We start from the raw sequence: 16608 nt of genomic DNA on the forward strand, positions 1-16608 counted from the left end.
CTTACTTCGACTGGTACTGCGCGGGGCGCTTGGCCAGCGAGGCCTGGATGATGGCGGCGCAGCGTTCGCGCTCCGCCCCGACCAGCGGCAGGCGCGGACGGCGCACGTGCTCGTTGCCCACCCCGGCCAGCGTCTCGGCCAGCTTGATGTTCTGCACCAGCTTGGTCGACACATCCAGGTGCAACAGCGGCGTGAACCACTGGTACAGCGCCAGCGCTTCCTGCCACTTGCCGGCCTTCATCAGGTCGTACAGGGCCACGGTCTCGCGCGGAAAGGCGGTCACCAATCCCGCCAGCAGGCCGTCGGCGCCCAGCGCCAGCGCCTCGAACGACAGGTCGTCCACGCCGATGAACAGTTGGTAGCGGGTGCCCAGCGCGTTACGCAGGTCGGTCAGGCGGCGCACGTCGTCGCTGCTTTCCTTGATGGCGACCAGCCACTTGCAGTCGGCCAGTTCGACCATGTGCTCGGTCTTCAGGTCCACGCGGTAAGCGACGGGGTTGTTGTAGATCATGCAGGGCTTCTGCGCCGCTTCGGCCATGGTGCGGATGCTCTGCATCGCTTCGCGCGCGTCCGCCACGTAGATCAGCGAAGGCATCAGCATGAAGCCGTCGACGCCCAGTTCCACGGCGGCCTTGATGAAGCGCAGCGCTTCGCGGGTGCTGGTTTCCGATACGTTGGCCAGGACAGGAATGCGGCCCGCGCTGACTTCAACCGCGCAGCGCGTCACTTCCAGCTTTTCTTCCAGGGTCAGGGTGCTGGCTTCGCCCAGCGAGCCGCAGGTGACCAGGCCGTGTACGCCGTTATCGATCAGGAAGCCGAAGTGCTTGCGCATCGCCTCGAAGTCGAGGGTCTCGTCGGCATGGAACTTACTCGTTACGGCAGGAAAGACCCCCTGCCAAAGCACGTTACTCAACTGGCTTCTCCTCAAGATGCCGTCGCTTCAATGGCGGAGCGGCGAGCAGGAGCAAAGTCTAATATCTAGTAAATATATTTAGAAGATATTTTGATTTGGGGATTTCCCGGGGCGGGCCAACCCGGGGCGGGTCATCCCGGGGGGAAGGCCGGGGTGGGATTTCGCAAGGGGCGTATGTTCGGGGCGGAGCCTGCCCAGCGCGCGCATTTTCGCGGGACGGGCAGGTGTACGGGAAACGCGCTATTGGCGCGTGCGGGCAGGGCCGGCTAAGAGCGCGCCGCGCCGGCTCGGGCCGTCAGCCCGCCTTTCGCGGATACGCGCGGCTCGCGTCCTGCATGAAGGTCTTCACCGCGGTCTCATACTGCGCGCCGCTGCGAAAGGCGCCCGAGTGCGTGGCGCCTTCGATCTTGACCAGGCGCTTGAGCTCGGGCGCGACATTGCTGGCGGCGGCGTAGAGTTCATCGCTCATGGTGTGGGGCACCACGCGGTCAGCGGTGCCGTGCATGAACAGCATGGGCGTGCGCATGCGCGCCAGCTTTTCCACCGAGGCGAACGGCTGTGTGACCAGCAGACTGGCGCCCGGCACTTTGCCCCAACGCAGCGTGCCCAGCATCGCGCCGATGCTGGTGAAGCTGGACTCCACGATCAGGCCGGCGAACGCCGGCTGCTCCGGGCGCGCGGCCAGGTCGATCGCGATTGCGCCGCCCAGGCTGTGGCCGTAGATGAAGCGGCGCGACGGATCGGGCTGAATCCGGGCCAGTTCCTTCAGCCCGGCCACGGCATCTTCCAGCGCGCTGTCCTCGGACGGCAGGCGCGGCGTCGACGCGCCGAAGCCGCGGTAGTCGATGGCCAGCACGGAATAGCCCATGCGGGTCCAGCCGTCGATGCGAAAGGCGCTGCCGTTCAGGTTCCAGCGCGCGCCATGCAGGTACAGCACGGTGGGCGCGCCGGCTTGCGGGCTTTGCCAATACCAGGCGCGCACCTTGTCGCCGCCGGCCAGCGTCAGGTCGTAGACCTGGGTGCCGGCGGCGGGTTCGCGCCACCAGGTCTGCGGTTCGGACTGGGGAGAGAAAATCGTCTGCCGCTGCCAGGAATCGAGTTGGCTGCAGCCAACCACGCTGGCGCCGGCAAGCAGGGCAACGGCGAACAGGCGGCGGGGAGAGAGGCGGGGTAGGGCGGGCATGGAGTGTCTGACCCGGGCGAGGCGGCTGGGTTCCGGCATCAGCATACTTCGGGATGGACTTCTCGCGTCAAGGCCAGCCAGGCCTGGGCGGCATGCGACAGGTAGCCGCCGCGGCGCCAGACCAGCACCATTTCCCAGTCCGTGCCGGCATCGCGCAGCGGCACGCGCGCCACGCCCGCGTGCAGTTCTTCCCGGGCCTTCAGGCGCGGCAGGAAGGCCACGCCCAGGCCGGCCGCCACCAGCGCCACGATGAAATCGATCTGGCCGCTGCGCGCCGCAATGGCAGGCGCGAACCCGGCGCGCTGGCAGGCGTCGTGGAGGATGCGGTTCAGGGCGAAGCCAGTCTCGAACAGGATGAACGGCGAGTCGCGCAGTTCGCCCAGTCCCACGGTTTCGGCGCGCGCCTTGGGATGGTCGGCGGGCATCAGCGCCACCAGCGGTTCGCGCGCCACCGGCTGCCACTCGAAAATGTCGGGCACCGGCTTGAGCGAACCCGCCAGTTCGATCTCGCCGGCCATCACCATTTCCTCCAGGCGGCGGCTGCCGTGTTCCACCAGGCTGATCTCGATCTGCGGGTAGCGGCTGCGAAAGCGCGCGAACATGGGCGCGAACAGGGTGCTGCTGCCCAGCGGCGGCAGGCCCAGCCGCAGCACGCCGCGCTTGAGCCCCTTCAATTCGTCGAGTTCTGCATACAGGTCGTCGCGCTGCGCCAGCATGGCCACGGCGCGGCGGTAGACGATTTCGCCGGCGGAGGTCAGCCGCGGGGGCTGGGCGTGGCGGTCCAGCAAGGGCATGCCCAGCTCGTCTTCCAGCTGGCGCACCGCCTTGCTCACGGTGGGCTGGGTGGCGAAGACGGTCTTGGCCGCCTGGGAAAAGCCGCCTTGGCGCACGACCTCGACCAGGGCGCGCAGGGGACGCAGTTCCATGATTATGCCTGTTTGGAATGGGCTGGATTCGATGAATTCATTTTATCTATGGGCGGCCCGGGCGTAAAACATCTACTTGCCGCAGGAACTTCCATTCAATGTCTCGCCCACGCCTCATCATTCTTCTACGCAGCTGGCTGCGTCGCAGCCGCGTGCTGCAGATCTGCCTGCTGATCCTCTTTTCCCTGCTGGGCCAGGCGCTGGCTCAACTGCTGGGCCTGCCCGTGCCGGGTGGCGTCATCGGCATGGCGCTGGTGCTGCTACTGCTGGCCACGCGCTGCCTGCGGGTGCGCAATGTGCACCGCGGCGCCAGTTGGCTGCTGGGCGAGATGCTGTTGTTCTTTGTACCCGCCGTCATGTCGCTGCTGGATCACCGCGAATTCCTTGGCCTGCTGGGGCTGAAGTTGCTGGCCGTCATCCTCCTGGGCACGGCCTTGGTGATGACCGGCACGGCGCTGACCATCGATCTCTGCTACCGATGGATGAACCGCCATGCCGGCTGATTTCAACCTGTGGTTCTGGCCCGCCGCGACCGTGCTGGCCTACGTCTGCGCGCGTCTGTTCTACCGGCGCTTTGCCTGCTGGTGGACGTCGACACTGGTGGTGGCGCCCGCGCTGCTGCTGGCATTGGCGATTGTGTTGCACACCGGCTATCGGGAGTACATGGCGGGGTCCCACTGGCTGATGGCGATGCTGGGGCCGGTGATCGTCGCGTTTGCGCTGCCCTTGTACGAGCAGCGCGCCTTGATCCGCCGCTACTGGCCGGTGCTGGTGGCCGGCGTGGCGGTCGGCAGCCTGATCGCGGGCGTCAGCGCCTGGATGCTGGGCAGCCTGCTGGGCTTGTCGCCGGACCTGCGCCTGAGCCTGCTGCCGCGCTCGGTGGCCACGCCGTTCGCGGTGGCGGTGTCGTCGCACGTGGGCGGGGTACCGGATCTGACGGCCGTCTTCGTGATCGTCACGGGCGTATTCGGCGCGGCCATCGGCCAGCTGATGCGGCGCTGGCTGCCGCTGCGCTCGGCCTTGGCGCGCGGCGCGCTGTTCGGCATGGGCGCGCACGGCGCCGGAACGGCCAAGGCCCGCGAGCTGGCGGCCGATGAAGGCGCCGTCGCGGGCCTGGTGATGGTAATGGCGGGCTTGTTCAACGTGCTGGTCACGCCCGCCGTGGTGGTGGGACTGCTGGCCTGACGGCCGCGTCAGTGCAGCATTTCCAGCGCCACCGGATACAGCGAGGCCACCAGCAGCAGCGCCATGCCCACATTGAAGGCGCGGATCGCCCAGGGCTTGTGCAGCACGCGGCGCAGCGCCGTGCCGAAGGTCACCCAAATGCCGATGCTGGGCAGGTTGACGATGCCGCAGACGACGGTGGCGATGACCAGGTTGGCGAAAAAGCCGTTCTGCGGCGTGTAGGTCGCGATCACGCCCACGGCCATGACCCAGGCCTTGGGGTTGACCCACTGGAAGGCCGCGGCCTGCAAGAAGGTGAAGGGCTTGCCGCGCGCCTCGCCGTCGTCCATTTCGCCGGAATTCGCGATCTTCCAGGCCAGGTACAGCAGATAGGCCGCGCCGGCGTACTTCAGCACGGCGTACAACTGCGGCACCTGCTGGAACACCGAGCCCAGCCCGATGCCCACCAGGAAGATCATGAAGGTAAAGCCCAGGTTCACGCCCAGCAGGTGCGGCACGCTGCGGCGGAAACCGAAGTTCAGGCCGGAGGAGGCCAGCATCACGTTGTTGGGGCCGGGCGTAATCGAACTGACCAGCGCGAACATGGCCAGCGGGCCCAGCAAGGACAGGGACATCAAGGGCACGTCGGCCCAGTTGGAGGGGAGCAGATTCATTTTTTGGTCCTGACGATGGCGCGGCGTCCGCCGGCGATAACGGCGATCACCGCAGCGGCGAAGACATACGTCGCCGGTTCCACGGATTCGCCAAACAGCATTGCGGCCGCCACCACCGTCAGGAACGGCTGCAGCAACTGCACCTGGCCGACCCGGGCGATGCCGCCCACGGCCAGGCCGCGATACCAGGCAAAAAAGCCCAGGAACATCGACCCCAGCGCCAGATAGGCGCAGGCATAGATTACCGAGGCCGTGGGCCAGCTGGCCTGCTGCGCCGCCATCCAGCCGACAGGCGCCGCCACCACCGGTGCGCTGATCACCAGCGCCCAGCAGATGGTGCGCCCGCCGCCCAGCGTGCGGGAAGCGCGCGCGCCTTCGGCGTAGCCCATGCCGCCCAGCACCACGGCCAGCAGCAGCCAGAGGTAACCCGTCTCTAGCGTGCCGTTGCCTTGGCGCAAGGCGTAGGCCGTGACCAGGGCGGCGCCCAGTACAGCCCAGGCCCAGAAGCCCGGAGAAGGGCGTTCGCCGCTGCGCAACGCGGCAAACGCCGCGGTCGACAGCGGCAGCAAGCCATTGAACACCGCGCCCTGCGCAGCGGGTACGGTCTGCATGGCGAGCGAGGACGCCAGCGGCCAGCCCACCACGATCCCGAGCGCGGCCAGGATCACGCCGGGCCACTCCTGGCGGTTCGGCCTGCGTGCGCGGGTCAGCCAGAGCACGGCGACGGCTGGCACGGCTGCCAGCAGGGCGCGGCCCAGCCCTACCAGCAGCGGCGCCAATTCGGCGACCGCCAGGCGGGTCATGGGCAGCGTCAGGGAAAAGACCAACACCCCCAGAAAACCATAGCCGTAGCCCTCCCAGAGCGTGGCGGGCGCGGCGGGCGCGCCTTGGGAGGTCGGATAGAAAGCGGGACGGGTCATCACAGCCACCAGGGAATGGGAACGCCGCGGGCATCGCGCCCGTCCGCTCTTGCGGGTTTCCGGCATTGCTGTCACTCTACGCATAGTTATCGGTACAGTACCGGTACACTTTTGCATATCACTTTAATCACTGGCCTGGTGAAATTCCCATGACAGTTGCTTCCGCCGCGACCCCCTCCATGCCCTGGCAGCCCGTGCGCCAGGCCGACGCCACCCTGGTGGCGCAACTGGCCGACGGGCTGGCGCGCCGCATCGACGAACAGGGGCTGCGGCCCGGCACCCGGCTGCCGTCGATCCGCAAGATGGCGGAACAGTCGGGCGTCAGCCGCTTCACCGTGGTCGAGGCCTACGACCGTCTGGTGGCCAGTGGCCTGGTGCAATCGCGCCGCGGCGCAGGGTTCTTCGTGCGGGCGCGCAGCGGCCAGTTGGCGGCGGTCGCCAGCGCGGCGCCCGTGGCGCTGACGCCGCCTGCCCGCATCGACGTCGCCTGGCTGCTGCGCAGCATGTTCCGCGACACCAATCCCTCAGGCATGCCGGGCGGCGCGGGGCTGCTGCCGGCGGACTGGCTGGATCCGGAGATGGTGGCGGGGGCGGTGCGCGCGGTGGGGCGTTCGGTGCGCGGACACCTGGTCAGCTATGGACATCCGCAGGGCTTTGCGCCGCTGCGCCAGCAGATCGCCGCCTTCCTGCAGAACGACGGCGTGCCGGCGCACCCGGAACTCAATCTGCTCACCACCAACGGCGTCACGCACGGGCTGGACCTGATCGCGCGGCACCTGGTCAAGCCGGGCGACACCGTGCTGGTCGAAGATCCCGCCTGGTTCGTCATCTTCGGCCGCCTGGCTGCCTTCGGCGCGCGCCTGATCGGCGTGCCGCGCGGCCCCGACGGCCCCGACACGGCGCTGCTCGAACAGTTGGCGGCCCAGCACAAGCCCAAGCTCTTCATCATCAACAGCTCGGTGCACAATCCCACCGGCCACCGGTTGTCGGCCGGCGTCGCCTACGACATCCTGCGCATCGCCGAACGCCACGATTTCCTGGTGGTCGAAGACGACACCTACGGCGAACTGCACCCTGGCGGCGCCATGAAACTGGCCGCGCTGGACGGCCTGAAACGGGTGATTCTGGTAGGCGGCTATTCCAAGATGCTGGCCGCCAGCCTGCGCGTGGGCTACCTGGCCGCGAATCCCGAGATGCTGCAGAAGCTGGCGGACCTGAAAATGCTGGCCGGCCTGACCTCGCCCGAACTGGGCGAGCGGGTCATCCACCGCGTGCTGATGGAAGGGCAATACCGCCGCCACATCGAGCGCGTGCGCCTGCGGGTGGACGACGCCCGCCAGCGTTGCCTGAAAGGGCTGCTGAAGCTGGGGCTGACCGTGCCGCACGAGCCGCATGCGGGAATGTTCGTCTGGGCTGACTATGGCCGCGATACCGAGGCGCTGGCGCGCGTGGCGGCGGATCACGGCATGTTATTGGCGCCGGGCACGCTATTTTCCCCGTCACAGGCGCCTTCGACCATGCTGCGCTTTTCGGTCACCATCGTCGATCATCGCGGCGTCTGGACCGATCTGGAAAAAATCTTCGCGCAAAACGCCTCCAGCAATTAATAATAGAGAGCTATCTCGTTGACGCCATTGAAGGAAACGCCATGTCCGCACCCATCAAGCCCCTGACCCAGAATTTCGCCGTCGCGCCGCAGCTCGGCCCGGACGACATGGCGGACGTCGCCGCCGCCGGCTACAAGAGCGTCATCATCAACCGTCCCGATTTCGAAGGCGGCCCGGACCAGCCCACCGCCGCGGACGTGTCCAAGGCCGCGCTGGCCGCCGGCCTGCAGATCGAGTACCAGCCCGTGGTGGGCAGCGCCATGACCTCCGCCGACGTGGTGCGCTTCGCCGAGTTGCTGCGCACCCTGCCGGGCCCGGTCCTGGCGTATTGCCGCACCGGCACGCGCTGCACCAATCTGTTCGCCGCCGCCCAGCAACTGGGCTGAACGCGCGCTTGACGCGCGTCAAGGCGCGCCGGGTTCCGTTGATGTGAACCTGGCGCGTTTCCGGTAGCATGGAGGTACCTTACAGACAGGAGCAGGCAAGATGTTCAAGAAGATCCTGATTCCCACCGACGGTTCCCCGCTCTCGGCCCAGGCCGCCAACGCCGGTATTTGCTTCGCGCGCTCCGTGGGCGCTGAAGTCGTCGCCCTCTACGTGACCCAGCCTTTCGCTGCCACGATCGGTTTCGACGGCATGGCCGCCGCTTACGCCATTACCGACGAAGACTACGAAAAAGCCTCCGCCGAGCAGGCCGACAAGTACCTCAAGCAGATCACCGATCGCGCCGACACCGCCGGCGTGAAGTCCGAATCGCGCGCCGTGTCCAACTTCAACGTGGCCGACGGCATCGTGCAAGCTGCCGCCGACGCCGGCTGCGACCTGATCTTCATCGGCAGCCACGGCCGCAGCGGCCTGTCGCGCCTGCTGCTGGGCAGCGTCACCGCCAAAGTCCTGTCGCTGGCCAGCACGGCAGTGCTGGTGTATCGCGTCAAGGAAGAAAAGAAGTAGCCTGCCCGCATCAGCCGCCGCGGAACGCTCTACGGAGTTGCCCCAGGCTGGCGCATGGCGAACGAGCCCCTCCTGATGGAGGGGCTTTTTTTATCCTTGGCCCTTGCAGGGACTAGGCTTGTTTCTTGGCACGCCGCGCGTAATATTTACGCATCAGTGCGGGCGCGATTTCGCCATTCTCAAGCACCCTACGCGGCATGGCGCCCGCCGCGGCAAGGCCCGGTCGGGCTTGCCGTCTTCGCCCGGTAGTTCACTGCAAGGGAAGAGGCCATGACTCGCAAGACGCGTATCGAGCTATACCGCAATATCGGCATCAGCGCCCATATCGACGCGGGCAAAACGACCACCACCGAGCGCATCCTCTTCTACACCGGCATCACCCATAAAATCGGCGAAGTGCACGACGGCGCCGCCGTGATGGACTGGATGGAGCAGGAGCAGGAACGCGGCATCACCATCACGTCGGCCGCCACCACCGCCTTCTGGAAGGGCATGGCGGGCAATTATCCCGAACACCGCATCAACATCATCGACACGCCGGGCCACGTCGACTTCACCATCGAGGTCGAGCGTTCCATGCGCGTGCTGGACGGCGCGGTCATGGTCTATGACGCCGTGGGCGGCGTGCAGCCGCAATCCGAAACCGTCTGGCGTCAGGCCAACAAGTACAAGGTGCCGCGCCTGGCCTTCGTCAACAAGATGGACCGGGTCGGCGCGGATTTCCTGCGCGTGCAGCGCCAGATCGCCGAACGCCTGAACGGCGACGCGGTGCCCATCCAACTGCCGGTGGGCGCCGAGGACCATTTCGAAGGCGTGATCGACCTGGTCAAAATGAAGGCCATCATCTGGGACGAGGACAGCCAGGGCGTGCGTTTCGAGTATCGCGACATTCCCGCCGACATGCAGGCGCAAGCCCAGGAATGGCACGACAAGATGGTGGAAAAGGCGGCGGAAGCCAACGAAACCCTACTGGAGAAATACCTGTCCGGCGAAGCGCTGACCGAGGACGAGATCAAGCAGGGCCTGCGCATGCGCACGGTCGCCAACGAAATCGTGCCCATGCTCTGTGGCAGCGCGTTCAAGAACAAGGGCGTGCAGGCCATGCTGGACGCGGTCATCGACTACATGCCTTCGCCCGTTGATGTGCCCGCGATCAAAGGCCACGATGTGCGCGACCACGAAATCGAACGCCATCCCACCGACAACGAACCGTTCTCGGCCCTGGCCTTCAAGATCATGACGGACCCCTTCGTCGGCCAGCTGGTGTTCTTCCGTGTCTATTCGGGCGTGGTGAAGTCGGGCGACTCCGTCTTCAATCCCATCAAGGAAAAGAAGGAAAGGCTGGGCCGCATCCTGCAGATGCACGCCAACGAGCGGCGCGAGATCACCGAGGTCTACGCGGGCGACATCGCCGCGGCCGTGGGCATCAAGGACGTCACCACCGGCGACACGCTGACCGATCCCGCCCACATCATCATCCTGGAACGCATGGTGTTTCCGGAGCCCGTGATTTCCCAGGCCGTGGAGCCCAAGACCAAGGCCGACCAGGAAAAAATGGGCATCGCGCTGGGCCGCCTGGCGCAAGAGGACCCGTCCTTCCGCGTGCGCACCGACGAGGAATCCGGGCAGACCATCATCTCCGGCATGGGCGAACTGCACCTGGAAATCCTGGTCGACCGCATGAAGCGCGAGTTCGGCGTCGAGGCCACCGTGGGCAAGCCCCAGGTCGCGTACCGCGAAACCATACGCAAGGCCTGCAACGAGGTCGAAGGCAAGTTCGTCAAGCAATCGGGCGGGCGGGGCCAATACGGCCACGTGGTGCTCAAGCTGGAGCCGCAGGAACCCGGCAAGGGCTACGAATTCGTCGACGCCATCAAGGGCGGCGTGGTGCCGCGCGAATTCATTCCGGCGGTCGACAAGGGCATACGCGAAGCGCTGAATGCGGGCGTGCTGGCGGGTTACCCGGTGGTGGACGTGAAGGCGACGCTGTTCTTCGGGTCCTATCACGACGTGGACTCGAACGAGAACGCCTTCAAGATGGCGGGCTCGATGGCCTTCAAGGAAGGCATGCGCCGTGCGGATCCGGTGCTGCTGGAGCCCATGATGCACGTCGAAGTGGAAACGCCCGAGGACTTTACCGGCAACGTCATGGGCGACCTGTCGTCGCGGCGCGGCATGGTGCAGGGCATGGAGGACATCGCCGGCGGCAGCGGCAAGCTGGTGCGGGCCGAAGTGCCGCTGGCCGAGATGTTCGGCTATTCGACGTCGCTGCGTTCGCTGACCCAGGGGCGCGCGACCTACAGCATGGAGTTCAAGCACTATGCCGAGGCGCCGCGCCAGGTGGCGCAGGAAGTGATGGCGGCCCAGGGCGCCGGCCGCTGAGTCCGAGAGTCGTGCGTGTCAGGCGGGGGCGGCGGCCGTGGGCGCCGCCGCGCGCATGCGCGACGAAGCCAGTTTCACGCCCAGCAGGATCATCACAAAACCGTAGGCATGGAACAGCTGCGGGGCTTCGCCCAGCAGCGGCCAGGCCAGCAGCGCGGCATAGACCGGCACCAGGAACATCGATAGTCCCGCGGTGGCCGGGCCGGCCTGGCTGATCAGGCGGCCATACACGTAGTACGCGCCCAGGCTGGGCACCACCGCCAGGAACAGCAGCACTGCCGCCAGGCGCGGATCGCCCCAGGGCGGCGTGGCGCCAGCCGCGGCCTCGATGGCGGCGAAGGGCGCCAGCGCCAGCACGCCGCCCAGCATCAAGGTCGCGAGCCGCGCGCTGTCGGGCACCGCAGGCAGGCGCAGGCGCTTTTGCAGCACGGTATAGAGGGCCCAGCCGGTGGCGGCCAACAACACCCAGAGGTCGCCCTGGCCGAAAGCCAGCCGCGCTAATGTCTGCGCGTCGCCGCGCGCCAGCACCACCAGCACGCCGCCCAGGGCCAGCGCCAGTCCCGCGCCGCGCAGGGCGGACAGCGGCTTGCGCCAGATGACGGCCTCCAGCAGCGCCACCAGGATGGGGCTGCAAGAAAAGATCAGGGCGATGTTGGTCGCGCTGGTGCTCTGCGCGCCGATGTATTGCGGAGCCACCGCCACGCCCATGCCCAGCACCGCCAGGGGCGCCAGCGATGGCAAAGCGCGCCACAGCGTCTTGCGGTGCGCGCGCAGGGCGGGCGCGGCCAGCGGCAACAGGATCAGCAAGGCGATCAGCCAGCGGCCGAAAGCCAGGAAGACGGGGGGAAGGTTGGCGTCATGAGCCCAGCGGGCTGCCACCATGTTGGAGGCGAATAGCGCCGGAGCGGCGAAAAGCATGGCGGTGCCGGAGAGGCCCAGGCCGGTTCTTGCGGGTGCTGCTGCTGCGAGAGACATGGTTTCCTGCCGCGCGGATCGGCGCGCGGCGTGCTGCGTTGAACCTGCCGGCGTCTGTGCCGGGTTGTGCCGCAGCGTGGACGCCGAAATCGGACGGCCGGGATAGGTGGCTGCCTTGCAGGAGAGTCTACGGGTAGGAAAGCAAAATAGGTTTCCTGATTCACGCCTTATTGGCGGAATATGGGAAATATCTGTCTTGTAGAATTGTTTTTTTAAGAGATATTATCTTCAGATCAAGCCCGCCATGCCCACACCCCCCAAGATCGACGAAACCGACCGCAAGATCCTGCGCGCCTTGCGTGCGGACGGACGCCTCACCAATCTGAAGCTGGCCGAACAGGTGGGGCTGTCGCCCACGCCCTGCTGGAACCGGGTCAAGGCGCTGGAAGAGGCGGGCGTGATCGAGGGCTACGCGGCTCTGCTGAACCAGAAGGCGCTGGGTTTGCCGGACACCGTCATGATCGAGGTGACGCTGGAGCATCACGACGACGACACTCTGGCGCGTTTCGGCGAAGAAATCACGCGGCTGCCTGAAGTGGTCGAGGCCTTTCTCGTGACGGGCGAGTACGACTATCTGATCAAGGTGGCGGTGGCGGGAACCGAAGGCTACGAGGAATTCCTGCGCAAGCGGCTGTACAAGCTGCGTGGCGTGCGGCACAGCCGTTCTACCTTCGTGTTGCGGCGTCTGAAGCACACGCCTTCGGTCGAGCCCTAGCTCAACCCCCAAGCGTGCACCCTCGCTCGAGCCCTAACGCGACGCCCAAAAGCGCATTGTCGGACGCGCCCAGCCAGGCGCACTCTCGGCCGGACTCCGGCACTCGGCCGGGCACCGGCTCAGCCGCCGATGAACGTCTCGATGGCCCCGTTGAAGGCGCGGGGATTGCCCAGGTTCATGCCGTGCGACGATCCCGTGATCGTCACGCGCTGCGCTTGCGGCAGCCACTGCGACAGGGCGTCCAGCACGGCCGGGTAGGGCGCGGGGCTCAGGGCGCCGCCGATCAGCAGGGTCGGCAGCTTCAGCGTGCCGATCTGCGCCGGCGTCAGCGCTTCGGGCTTTTCCTCGGCCTGCCCGAACAGCGTGCCGACGTTATCGCGCACCATCTCCTTGAACCACGGCACCATGCGCTGCCAAGTGTCGGGTCCGGTCACGGTATCGACGAACAGCGCCAGGCCCGTTTCGATCTCGCCGTCGCGGATGAGGGCCAGCGCGCGCTGGCGAAAGCCGCCGCGCTGGTCGTCGTCGCCCGGCAGGGGCAGGCCGGGGTCGGCCAGGGTCAGGCTGCGTAGCGCGCCGGGCTGTTGCAGCGCCGCTTCCAGCGCCACGCGGCCGCCGCGGGAATGGCCCACCAGATGGGCCGGTCCGCCGGCCACGGTATCGATGAACTCCAGCACGTCATTGGCATGTTGCTCGATCGAAAAGCCTTCGCCCTCGCCGTCCCAGGTTTCGGGCCAGTAGCGGCGCAGGCACACCGCCAGCACGCGGAACGACTTGCCCAGCGGCGCCATCTGCGACTTCCAGTAGCGGCAGTCGGACAGGGAGCCATGCACCAGCACCATGGGCGCGCCGCTGCCGTACTCGGTGTAGGACATGGCGTAGCCGCCGATCAGCGCGGTTTGCAGGGGCAGGACGGGTTCGGAACGCATGGGTGTCGTATGGGAAAGCCAGGTCCGCATTCTAGCCCGCTGGCGTCTGCCGGCGGCGCTGATAAACTCGTTTCCGACCTGCCGGCGCGCTGTCCGCGCCGGCTTCGCACCACTACGGAGCCGCCCCGATGTCCCCTGAGTCGCTTGCCGCCTTGCCCGAATCCGCCCAGCGCGTCGCGCGCCTGCTGCTGGAGCTGGGCCATGACAAACCCGTGGTGGTCCTGCCGCAAACCGGCAAGACCTCGGCGGAAGCGGCGGCGGGGCTAGGCTGCGAGGTTGCGCAGATCGCCAAGTCCATCATCTTCCGGCGCGCCACGGACGACGCTCCGGTGCTGGTCATCGCCAGCGGCGCCAACCGCGTGGACGAGGCCAAGGTGGCCGCGCAGGTGGGCGCGCTGGCCAAGGCGGACGCGAAATTCGTGCGTGACATGACCGGCTATGCGATCGGCGGCGTATGTCCCATCGGCCATGCGGTCAAGCCGGTGATGCTGCTGGACGCGGACCTGTTCAACTACGACAGCCTGTGGGCCGCGGCGGGACATCCGCATGCGGTGTTCAACCTGACGCCGCGGCAACTGGCGGATATGACTGGCGCACCGGTCGTGGATGTGGCCCTGCGCGGCTGAGTCCGCGCCCGCCACAATCAGTGCGGGTGCGTGTCCAGGCCGTCGATCAGCACTTGCCGCAAGCCGCGCGAGCAGGTCTCCACCCGCCCTTCGACGCCGTACACGGCCGCCAGCGAGGCCGGCGTGATCACGTCCGCCGGCAAGCCTGCGGCATGCAGCCCGCCTTTATGGATCATGACCGCGCGGTCGGCGTGCTGCAGCGCCACGTTCAGGTCATGCAGCACGATGACGCTGATCAAGCCATGCTCCCGGGTCTCCTGCCGCAGCAGCCGCATGACGTGGAACTGATAGTTCAGGTCCAGCGCCGACAGCGGTTCGTCCAGCAGCAGCACGCGCGGATGCCGGATCAGCGCCTGCGCCAGTCCCACCAGTTGCTTCTGTCCGCCGGATAGCGAATCCAGGTACTGCAAGGCCAGATGGGCAATGCCCAGCCGTTCCAGCAGGCGGTCTATGGCCTGCATGTCCACCGGCGTGGCCAGGCCGTCGCCGGCCTTGGCCGCCACCAGCACGGACTCGAATACCCGCAGGTGCACGGCGGCGGGCAGGCCCTGGGGCAGGTAGACCACATGACGCGCGCGCTCGCCGAAGCTCTGGCGGACCAGGTCCCGTCCATCCAGCGCCACGTCGCCAGCGCGCACGCGTATCAGGCCAGCCAGGGCCTTGAGCAGCGTGGATTTGCCGCTGCCGTTGGGGCCGAGCAGGGCGGTCACCTGGCCGGTTGCCAGTTCAGGCAGCGACAGCCCATGCAGCACGTCCGCGCGGCCATAGCCGGCTGTCAGGCCGCGCACGGCCAGCGCAGACGAGGGAGCGGTCTGGGGCGCGGTCATGGCATGCGCCGGCGCAGCACGACCGACGCGAAGAAGGGGATGCCGACCAGGGAGGTCACGATGCCGATCGGCACGATCACGCCCGGCATGAGATTCTTGGAAGCGATCGACGCCAGCGACAGGATCACGGCGCCCACCAGTGCGCTACCCGGCAGAAAGAACCGGTGGTCCTCGCCGAACAGCCGCCGCGCAATGTGCGGCGCGACCAGCCCGATGAAGCCTATGGTGCCGACAAAAGCTACCGCCAGCGCCGACAGCAGGCTGACCCGGGCCAGCGCCGCGACGCGCACCCGTCGCACGTCCACGCCGAAACTCGCGGCGCGGTCCTCGCCCAGGCGCAGCGCCGTCAGTTTCCAGGATTGGCGCATGGCCAGCGGCAGCGCCAGGGCGAAGGCCGCTGCCAGCACGGCCACGGTGATCCAGCTGGAGCGCGACAGGCTGCCCATGGTCCAGAACACCAGGTTCTGCAGCGCTTCGGCGCTGGCCATGAACTGCACCAGCGATACCAGGGCATTGAAGGTGAACAGCATGGCGATGCCGAACAGCACCACGCCCGACGTGTTCATGCCGCCCCAGCGGGTCACCGCATCCAGCATCAAGGCCGCCAGCAAGGCGAACAGGAAGGCATTGCCCGCCACCAGCCAACCGGCGGGGATGCCGGGCACGCCGAGCTGCAGCACGATGGCCAGCGAGGCCCCGAAAGCGGCGGCTGAAGACACGCCAAGGGTGAACGGGCTGGCCAGCGGATTGTTCAGGATGGTCTGCATTTCGGCGCCCGCCATCCCCAGCGCCATGCCGACCAGCGCGGCCATCAGCGCGGACGGCAGACGGATGTCCCACACGATCACGCGGGTGGTCGGGTCGGCGGCGGCGGGGCGGGTGAGCGTCTGCCAGAGCTCGCCCCAGGGCAGGCCGGACGGACCCACCGTGAAGTCGGCCAGCAGCGCAATGAAAAGCGCCGCCAACAGCAGGGCGATAAGCCCTGCCCGGCGGCGCAGAATGTGCCGGTAGGCGGCAACCGCGTTCGCGGTTGGCGGCATTACTGCAGCAGCTGCAGACGGCTCTTGGCCGTGCTCGCGGCCGGCGTGGTCGGATAGTCGCGGACGATGCGTTGCAACGTGGTCTTGGCGCCGGCGCGGTTGTTCATTTCGATCTGGCTGCCGGCGATGACCAGCAGGGCGTCCGGCGCGCGCGCGTTGTCCGGGGCCTTCTGCACCATGGCGTTCAACTGTTCGATGGCGCCCTTGAAGTCCTTCAGCGCGTAGCGGCTGCTGCCCAGGTAGAACTGGGCGCTGGGCGCGAGCTGGCTGGCAGGGTACAGGGCGGTGAACGCGGCCAGCGATTCGGACGCTTCCTTGTACTGGCCCTTGCGGAACAGGTCGATCGCGCCATCATAGGCCGCCTGTTCCTGGGGGTCGCCGGCAGAGGCTCCCGGAGGATTGGCGCTGCCCGCGGCGCCGCCCGGCTTGGCCGAGGGCTGCTGGCGCGATACCAGTTCCAGCTGGTCGCGCAGTTGGGCGACTTCCTGCTGCAGAGCCTGAATCTGGTCGGCCAGTTGCAGCTTGGCGCGCTGGCTTTGTTCGTTCTGCTGCTGCACCTGTTGGCGCAAATCCAGGATGGCCCGGCGGGCTTCATCGTCGGAAAAAGCGTGGGCGGGCGCCGCCAGGGCCGCCAGCACCAAGCCGGTGGCCGCAATCAGAGGACGCAGGGACAGAACGTTATCGCGCATGAAAATTCCCGGGGTATAAAAACAAACGTCGGGACGGCCGGTTGACCGTCCCGACGCGTGGTAGGGCTCTAGACTATACGAAAAAGC

At 67.2% G+C, this 16608-nt stretch carries 18 protein-coding genes; 8 read left to right on the top strand and 10 right to left on the bottom strand.

Annotated elements, in window-relative coordinates; all coding sequences use genetic code 11:
- Nucleotide 1: 1 nt before the first annotated feature.
- The 3 genes from AC3WOB_RS29280 to AC3WOB_RS29290 form a co-directional block, all read right to left on the bottom strand.
- Nucleotides 2-913: a dihydrodipicolinate synthase family protein gene (locus AC3WOB_RS29280; protein ID WP_013391472.1), complete on the bottom strand. Its 912-nt coding sequence runs from the start codon at nt 911-913 to the stop codon at nt 2-4.
- Nucleotides 914-1208: 295 nt separating this feature from the next.
- Entirely contained in the window at nt 1209-2096 is an 888-nt protein-coding gene (locus AC3WOB_RS29285; protein WP_492276963.1) for an alpha/beta hydrolase, read from the bottom strand.
- 38 nt (nt 2097-2134) lie between these two features.
- A complete protein-coding gene (locus AC3WOB_RS29290; RefSeq protein WP_492276964.1) occupies nt 2135-3022 on the bottom strand; it encodes a LysR family transcriptional regulator in 888 nt (295 codons plus the stop codon).
- A 98-nt stretch (nt 3023-3120) separates the two neighbouring features.
- On the opposite strand from AC3WOB_RS29290, the gene AC3WOB_RS29295 reads away from it, so the two are divergent.
- Both AC3WOB_RS29295 and AC3WOB_RS29300 read left to right on the top strand, forming a co-directional pair.
- Nucleotides 3121-3525, top strand: a complete 405-nt coding sequence (locus AC3WOB_RS29295; RefSeq protein ID WP_492276965.1) for a CidA/LrgA family protein — start codon at nt 3121-3123, stop codon at nt 3523-3525.
- The gene (locus tag AC3WOB_RS29300; protein ID WP_492276966.1) at nt 3515-4207 is read left to right on the top strand and encodes an LrgB family protein; all 693 of its coding nucleotides are present in this window, start codon (nt 3515-3517) and stop codon (nt 4205-4207) included. Before AC3WOB_RS29295 ends, AC3WOB_RS29300 begins: the two co-directional genes overlap by 11 nt.
- An 8-nt stretch (nt 4208-4215) precedes the next feature.
- Here the strand turns inward: AC3WOB_RS29300 and AC3WOB_RS29305 are convergent, their stop codons facing one another.
- Nucleotides 4216-4860: a LysE family translocator gene (locus AC3WOB_RS29305; protein WP_492276967.1), complete on the bottom strand. Its 645-nt coding sequence runs from the start codon at nt 4858-4860 to the stop codon at nt 4216-4218.
- Nucleotides 4857-5780: a DMT family transporter gene (locus tag AC3WOB_RS29310; RefSeq protein ID WP_492276968.1), complete on the bottom strand. Its 924-nt coding sequence runs from the start codon at nt 5778-5780 to the stop codon at nt 4857-4859. The genes AC3WOB_RS29305 and AC3WOB_RS29310 overlap by 4 nt, the downstream gene beginning before the upstream one ends.
- A gap of 194 nt (nt 5781-5974) precedes the next feature.
- Between AC3WOB_RS29310 and AC3WOB_RS29315 the strand changes: the two genes are divergently transcribed.
- The 4 genes from AC3WOB_RS29315 to fusA all read left to right on the top strand — a co-directional run bounded on the left by AC3WOB_RS29315 (nt 5975) and on the right by fusA (nt 10720).
- Nucleotides 5975-7387, top strand: coding sequence for an aminotransferase-like domain-containing protein (locus AC3WOB_RS29315; RefSeq protein ID WP_085947831.1), 1413 nt, complete (start codon nt 5975-5977; stop codon nt 7385-7387).
- 41 nt (nt 7388-7428) lie between these two features.
- Nucleotides 7429-7773: a protein tyrosine phosphatase family protein gene (locus tag AC3WOB_RS29320; RefSeq protein WP_013391480.1), complete on the top strand. Its 345-nt coding sequence runs from the start codon at nt 7429-7431 to the stop codon at nt 7771-7773.
- A gap of 100 nt (nt 7774-7873) precedes the next feature.
- Nucleotides 7874-8338, top strand: a complete 465-nt coding sequence (locus tag AC3WOB_RS29325; protein ID WP_013391481.1) for a universal stress protein — start codon at nt 7874-7876, stop codon at nt 8336-8338.
- 270 nt (nt 8339-8608) lie between these two features.
- Nucleotides 8609-10720: an elongation factor G gene (gene fusA, locus AC3WOB_RS29330; RefSeq protein WP_013391482.1), complete on the top strand. Its 2112-nt coding sequence runs from the start codon at nt 8609-8611 to the stop codon at nt 10718-10720.
- An 18-nt stretch (nt 10721-10738) separates the two neighbouring features.
- On the opposite strand, the gene AC3WOB_RS29335 is transcribed toward fusA, so the two are convergent.
- On the bottom strand, nt 10739-11695 hold the full coding sequence (locus tag AC3WOB_RS29335; protein WP_492276969.1) for a DMT family transporter: 957 nt from the start codon (nt 11693-11695) through the stop codon (nt 10739-10741).
- 244 nt (nt 11696-11939) lie between these two features.
- Here AC3WOB_RS29335 and AC3WOB_RS29340 point away from each other — a divergent pair, with 244 nt between their 5' ends.
- Complete coding sequence (locus AC3WOB_RS29340) at nt 11940-12410, top strand: Lrp/AsnC family transcriptional regulator (protein WP_013391484.1); 471 nt, start codon at nt 11940-11942, stop codon at nt 12408-12410.
- Between the two features lie 119 nt (nt 12411-12529).
- Here AC3WOB_RS29340 and AC3WOB_RS29345 read toward each other — a convergent pair whose 3' ends face one another.
- Entirely contained in the window at nt 12530-13339 is an 810-nt protein-coding gene (locus AC3WOB_RS29345) for an alpha/beta fold hydrolase (RefSeq protein WP_013391485.1), read from the bottom strand.
- 128 nt (nt 13340-13467) lie between these two features.
- On the opposite strand from AC3WOB_RS29345, the gene AC3WOB_RS29350 reads away from it, so the two are divergent.
- Nucleotides 13468-13965, top strand: coding sequence for a YbaK/EbsC family protein (locus AC3WOB_RS29350; RefSeq protein WP_013391486.1), 498 nt, complete (start codon nt 13468-13470; stop codon nt 13963-13965).
- 17 nt (nt 13966-13982) lie between these two features.
- On the opposite strand, the gene AC3WOB_RS29355 is transcribed toward AC3WOB_RS29350, so the two are convergent.
- From AC3WOB_RS29355 to ybgF, 3 genes are read right to left on the bottom strand one after another with little or no spacing between them, the layout of a single operon-like run.
- Nucleotides 13983-14792 carry an ABC transporter ATP-binding protein gene (locus tag AC3WOB_RS29355; RefSeq protein WP_492276970.1) on the bottom strand — a complete coding sequence of 270 codons (810 nt, stop codon included), beginning with the start codon at nt 14790-14792 and terminating at the stop codon, nt 13983-13985.
- Nucleotides 14789-15832 carry a FecCD family ABC transporter permease gene (locus AC3WOB_RS29360; RefSeq protein WP_013391488.1) on the bottom strand — a complete coding sequence of 348 codons (1044 nt, stop codon included), beginning with the start codon at nt 15830-15832 and terminating at the stop codon, nt 14789-14791. The genes AC3WOB_RS29355 and AC3WOB_RS29360 overlap by 4 nt, the downstream gene beginning before the upstream one ends.
- Nucleotides 15832-16521 carry a tol-pal system protein YbgF gene (ybgF, locus tag AC3WOB_RS29365; protein WP_013391489.1) on the bottom strand — a complete coding sequence of 230 codons (690 nt, stop codon included), beginning with the start codon at nt 16519-16521 and terminating at the stop codon, nt 15832-15834. Before ybgF ends, AC3WOB_RS29360 begins: the two co-directional genes overlap by 1 nt.
- Nucleotides 16522-16608: the final 87 nt, after the last annotated feature.

The sequence above is a fragment of the Achromobacter sp. FW305-C-30-7 genome (genome assembly GCF_058783105.1).

Bases quoted from the DNA above. Each gene is read 5' to 3' on its own strand.
- AC3WOB_RS29350 (WP_013391486.1), top strand. From the start codon at position 13,468: ATGTCCCCTGAGTCGCTTGCCGCCTTGCCCGAATCCGCCCAGCGCGTC.
- AC3WOB_RS29290 (WP_492276964.1), bottom strand. From the start codon at position 3,022: ATGGAACTGCGTCCCCTGCGCGCCCTGGTCGAGGTCGTGCGCCAAGGC.
- AC3WOB_RS29310 (WP_492276968.1), bottom strand. From the start codon at position 5,780: ATGACCCGTCCCGCTTTCTATCCGACCTCCCAAGGCGCGCCCGCCGCG.
- AC3WOB_RS29300 (WP_492276966.1), top strand. From the start codon at position 3,515: ATGCCGGCTGATTTCAACCTGTGGTTCTGGCCCGCCGCGACCGTGCTG.
- AC3WOB_RS29285 (WP_492276963.1), bottom strand. From the start codon at position 2,096: ATGCCCGCCCTACCCCGCCTCTCTCCCCGCCGCCTGTTCGCCGTTGCC.
- AC3WOB_RS29340 (WP_013391484.1), top strand. From the start codon at position 11,940: ATGCCCACACCCCCCAAGATCGACGAAACCGACCGCAAGATCCTGCGC.
- AC3WOB_RS29345 (WP_013391485.1), bottom strand. From the start codon at position 13,339: ATGCGTTCCGAACCCGTCCTGCCCCTGCAAACCGCGCTGATCGGCGGC.
- AC3WOB_RS29305 (WP_492276967.1), bottom strand. From the start codon at position 4,860: ATGAATCTGCTCCCCTCCAACTGGGCCGACGTGCCCTTGATGTCCCTG.
- AC3WOB_RS29355 (WP_492276970.1), bottom strand. From the start codon at position 14,792: ATGACCGCGCCCCAGACCGCTCCCTCGTCTGCGCTGGCCGTGCGCGGC.
- AC3WOB_RS29295 (WP_492276965.1), top strand. From the start codon at position 3,121: ATGTCTCGCCCACGCCTCATCATTCTTCTACGCAGCTGGCTGCGTCGC.
- AC3WOB_RS29320 (WP_013391480.1), top strand. From the start codon at position 7,429: ATGTCCGCACCCATCAAGCCCCTGACCCAGAATTTCGCCGTCGCGCCG.
- AC3WOB_RS29360 (WP_013391488.1), bottom strand. From the start codon at position 15,832: ATGCCGCCAACCGCGAACGCGGTTGCCGCCTACCGGCACATTCTGCGC.
- AC3WOB_RS29325 (WP_013391481.1), top strand. From the start codon at position 7,874: ATGTTCAAGAAGATCCTGATTCCCACCGACGGTTCCCCGCTCTCGGCC.
- ybgF (WP_013391489.1), bottom strand. From the start codon at position 16,521: ATGCGCGATAACGTTCTGTCCCTGCGTCCTCTGATTGCGGCCACCGGC.
- fusA (WP_013391482.1), top strand. From the start codon at position 8,609: ATGACTCGCAAGACGCGTATCGAGCTATACCGCAATATCGGCATCAGC.
- AC3WOB_RS29335 (WP_492276969.1), bottom strand. From the start codon at position 11,695: ATGTCTCTCGCAGCAGCAGCACCCGCAAGAACCGGCCTGGGCCTCTCC.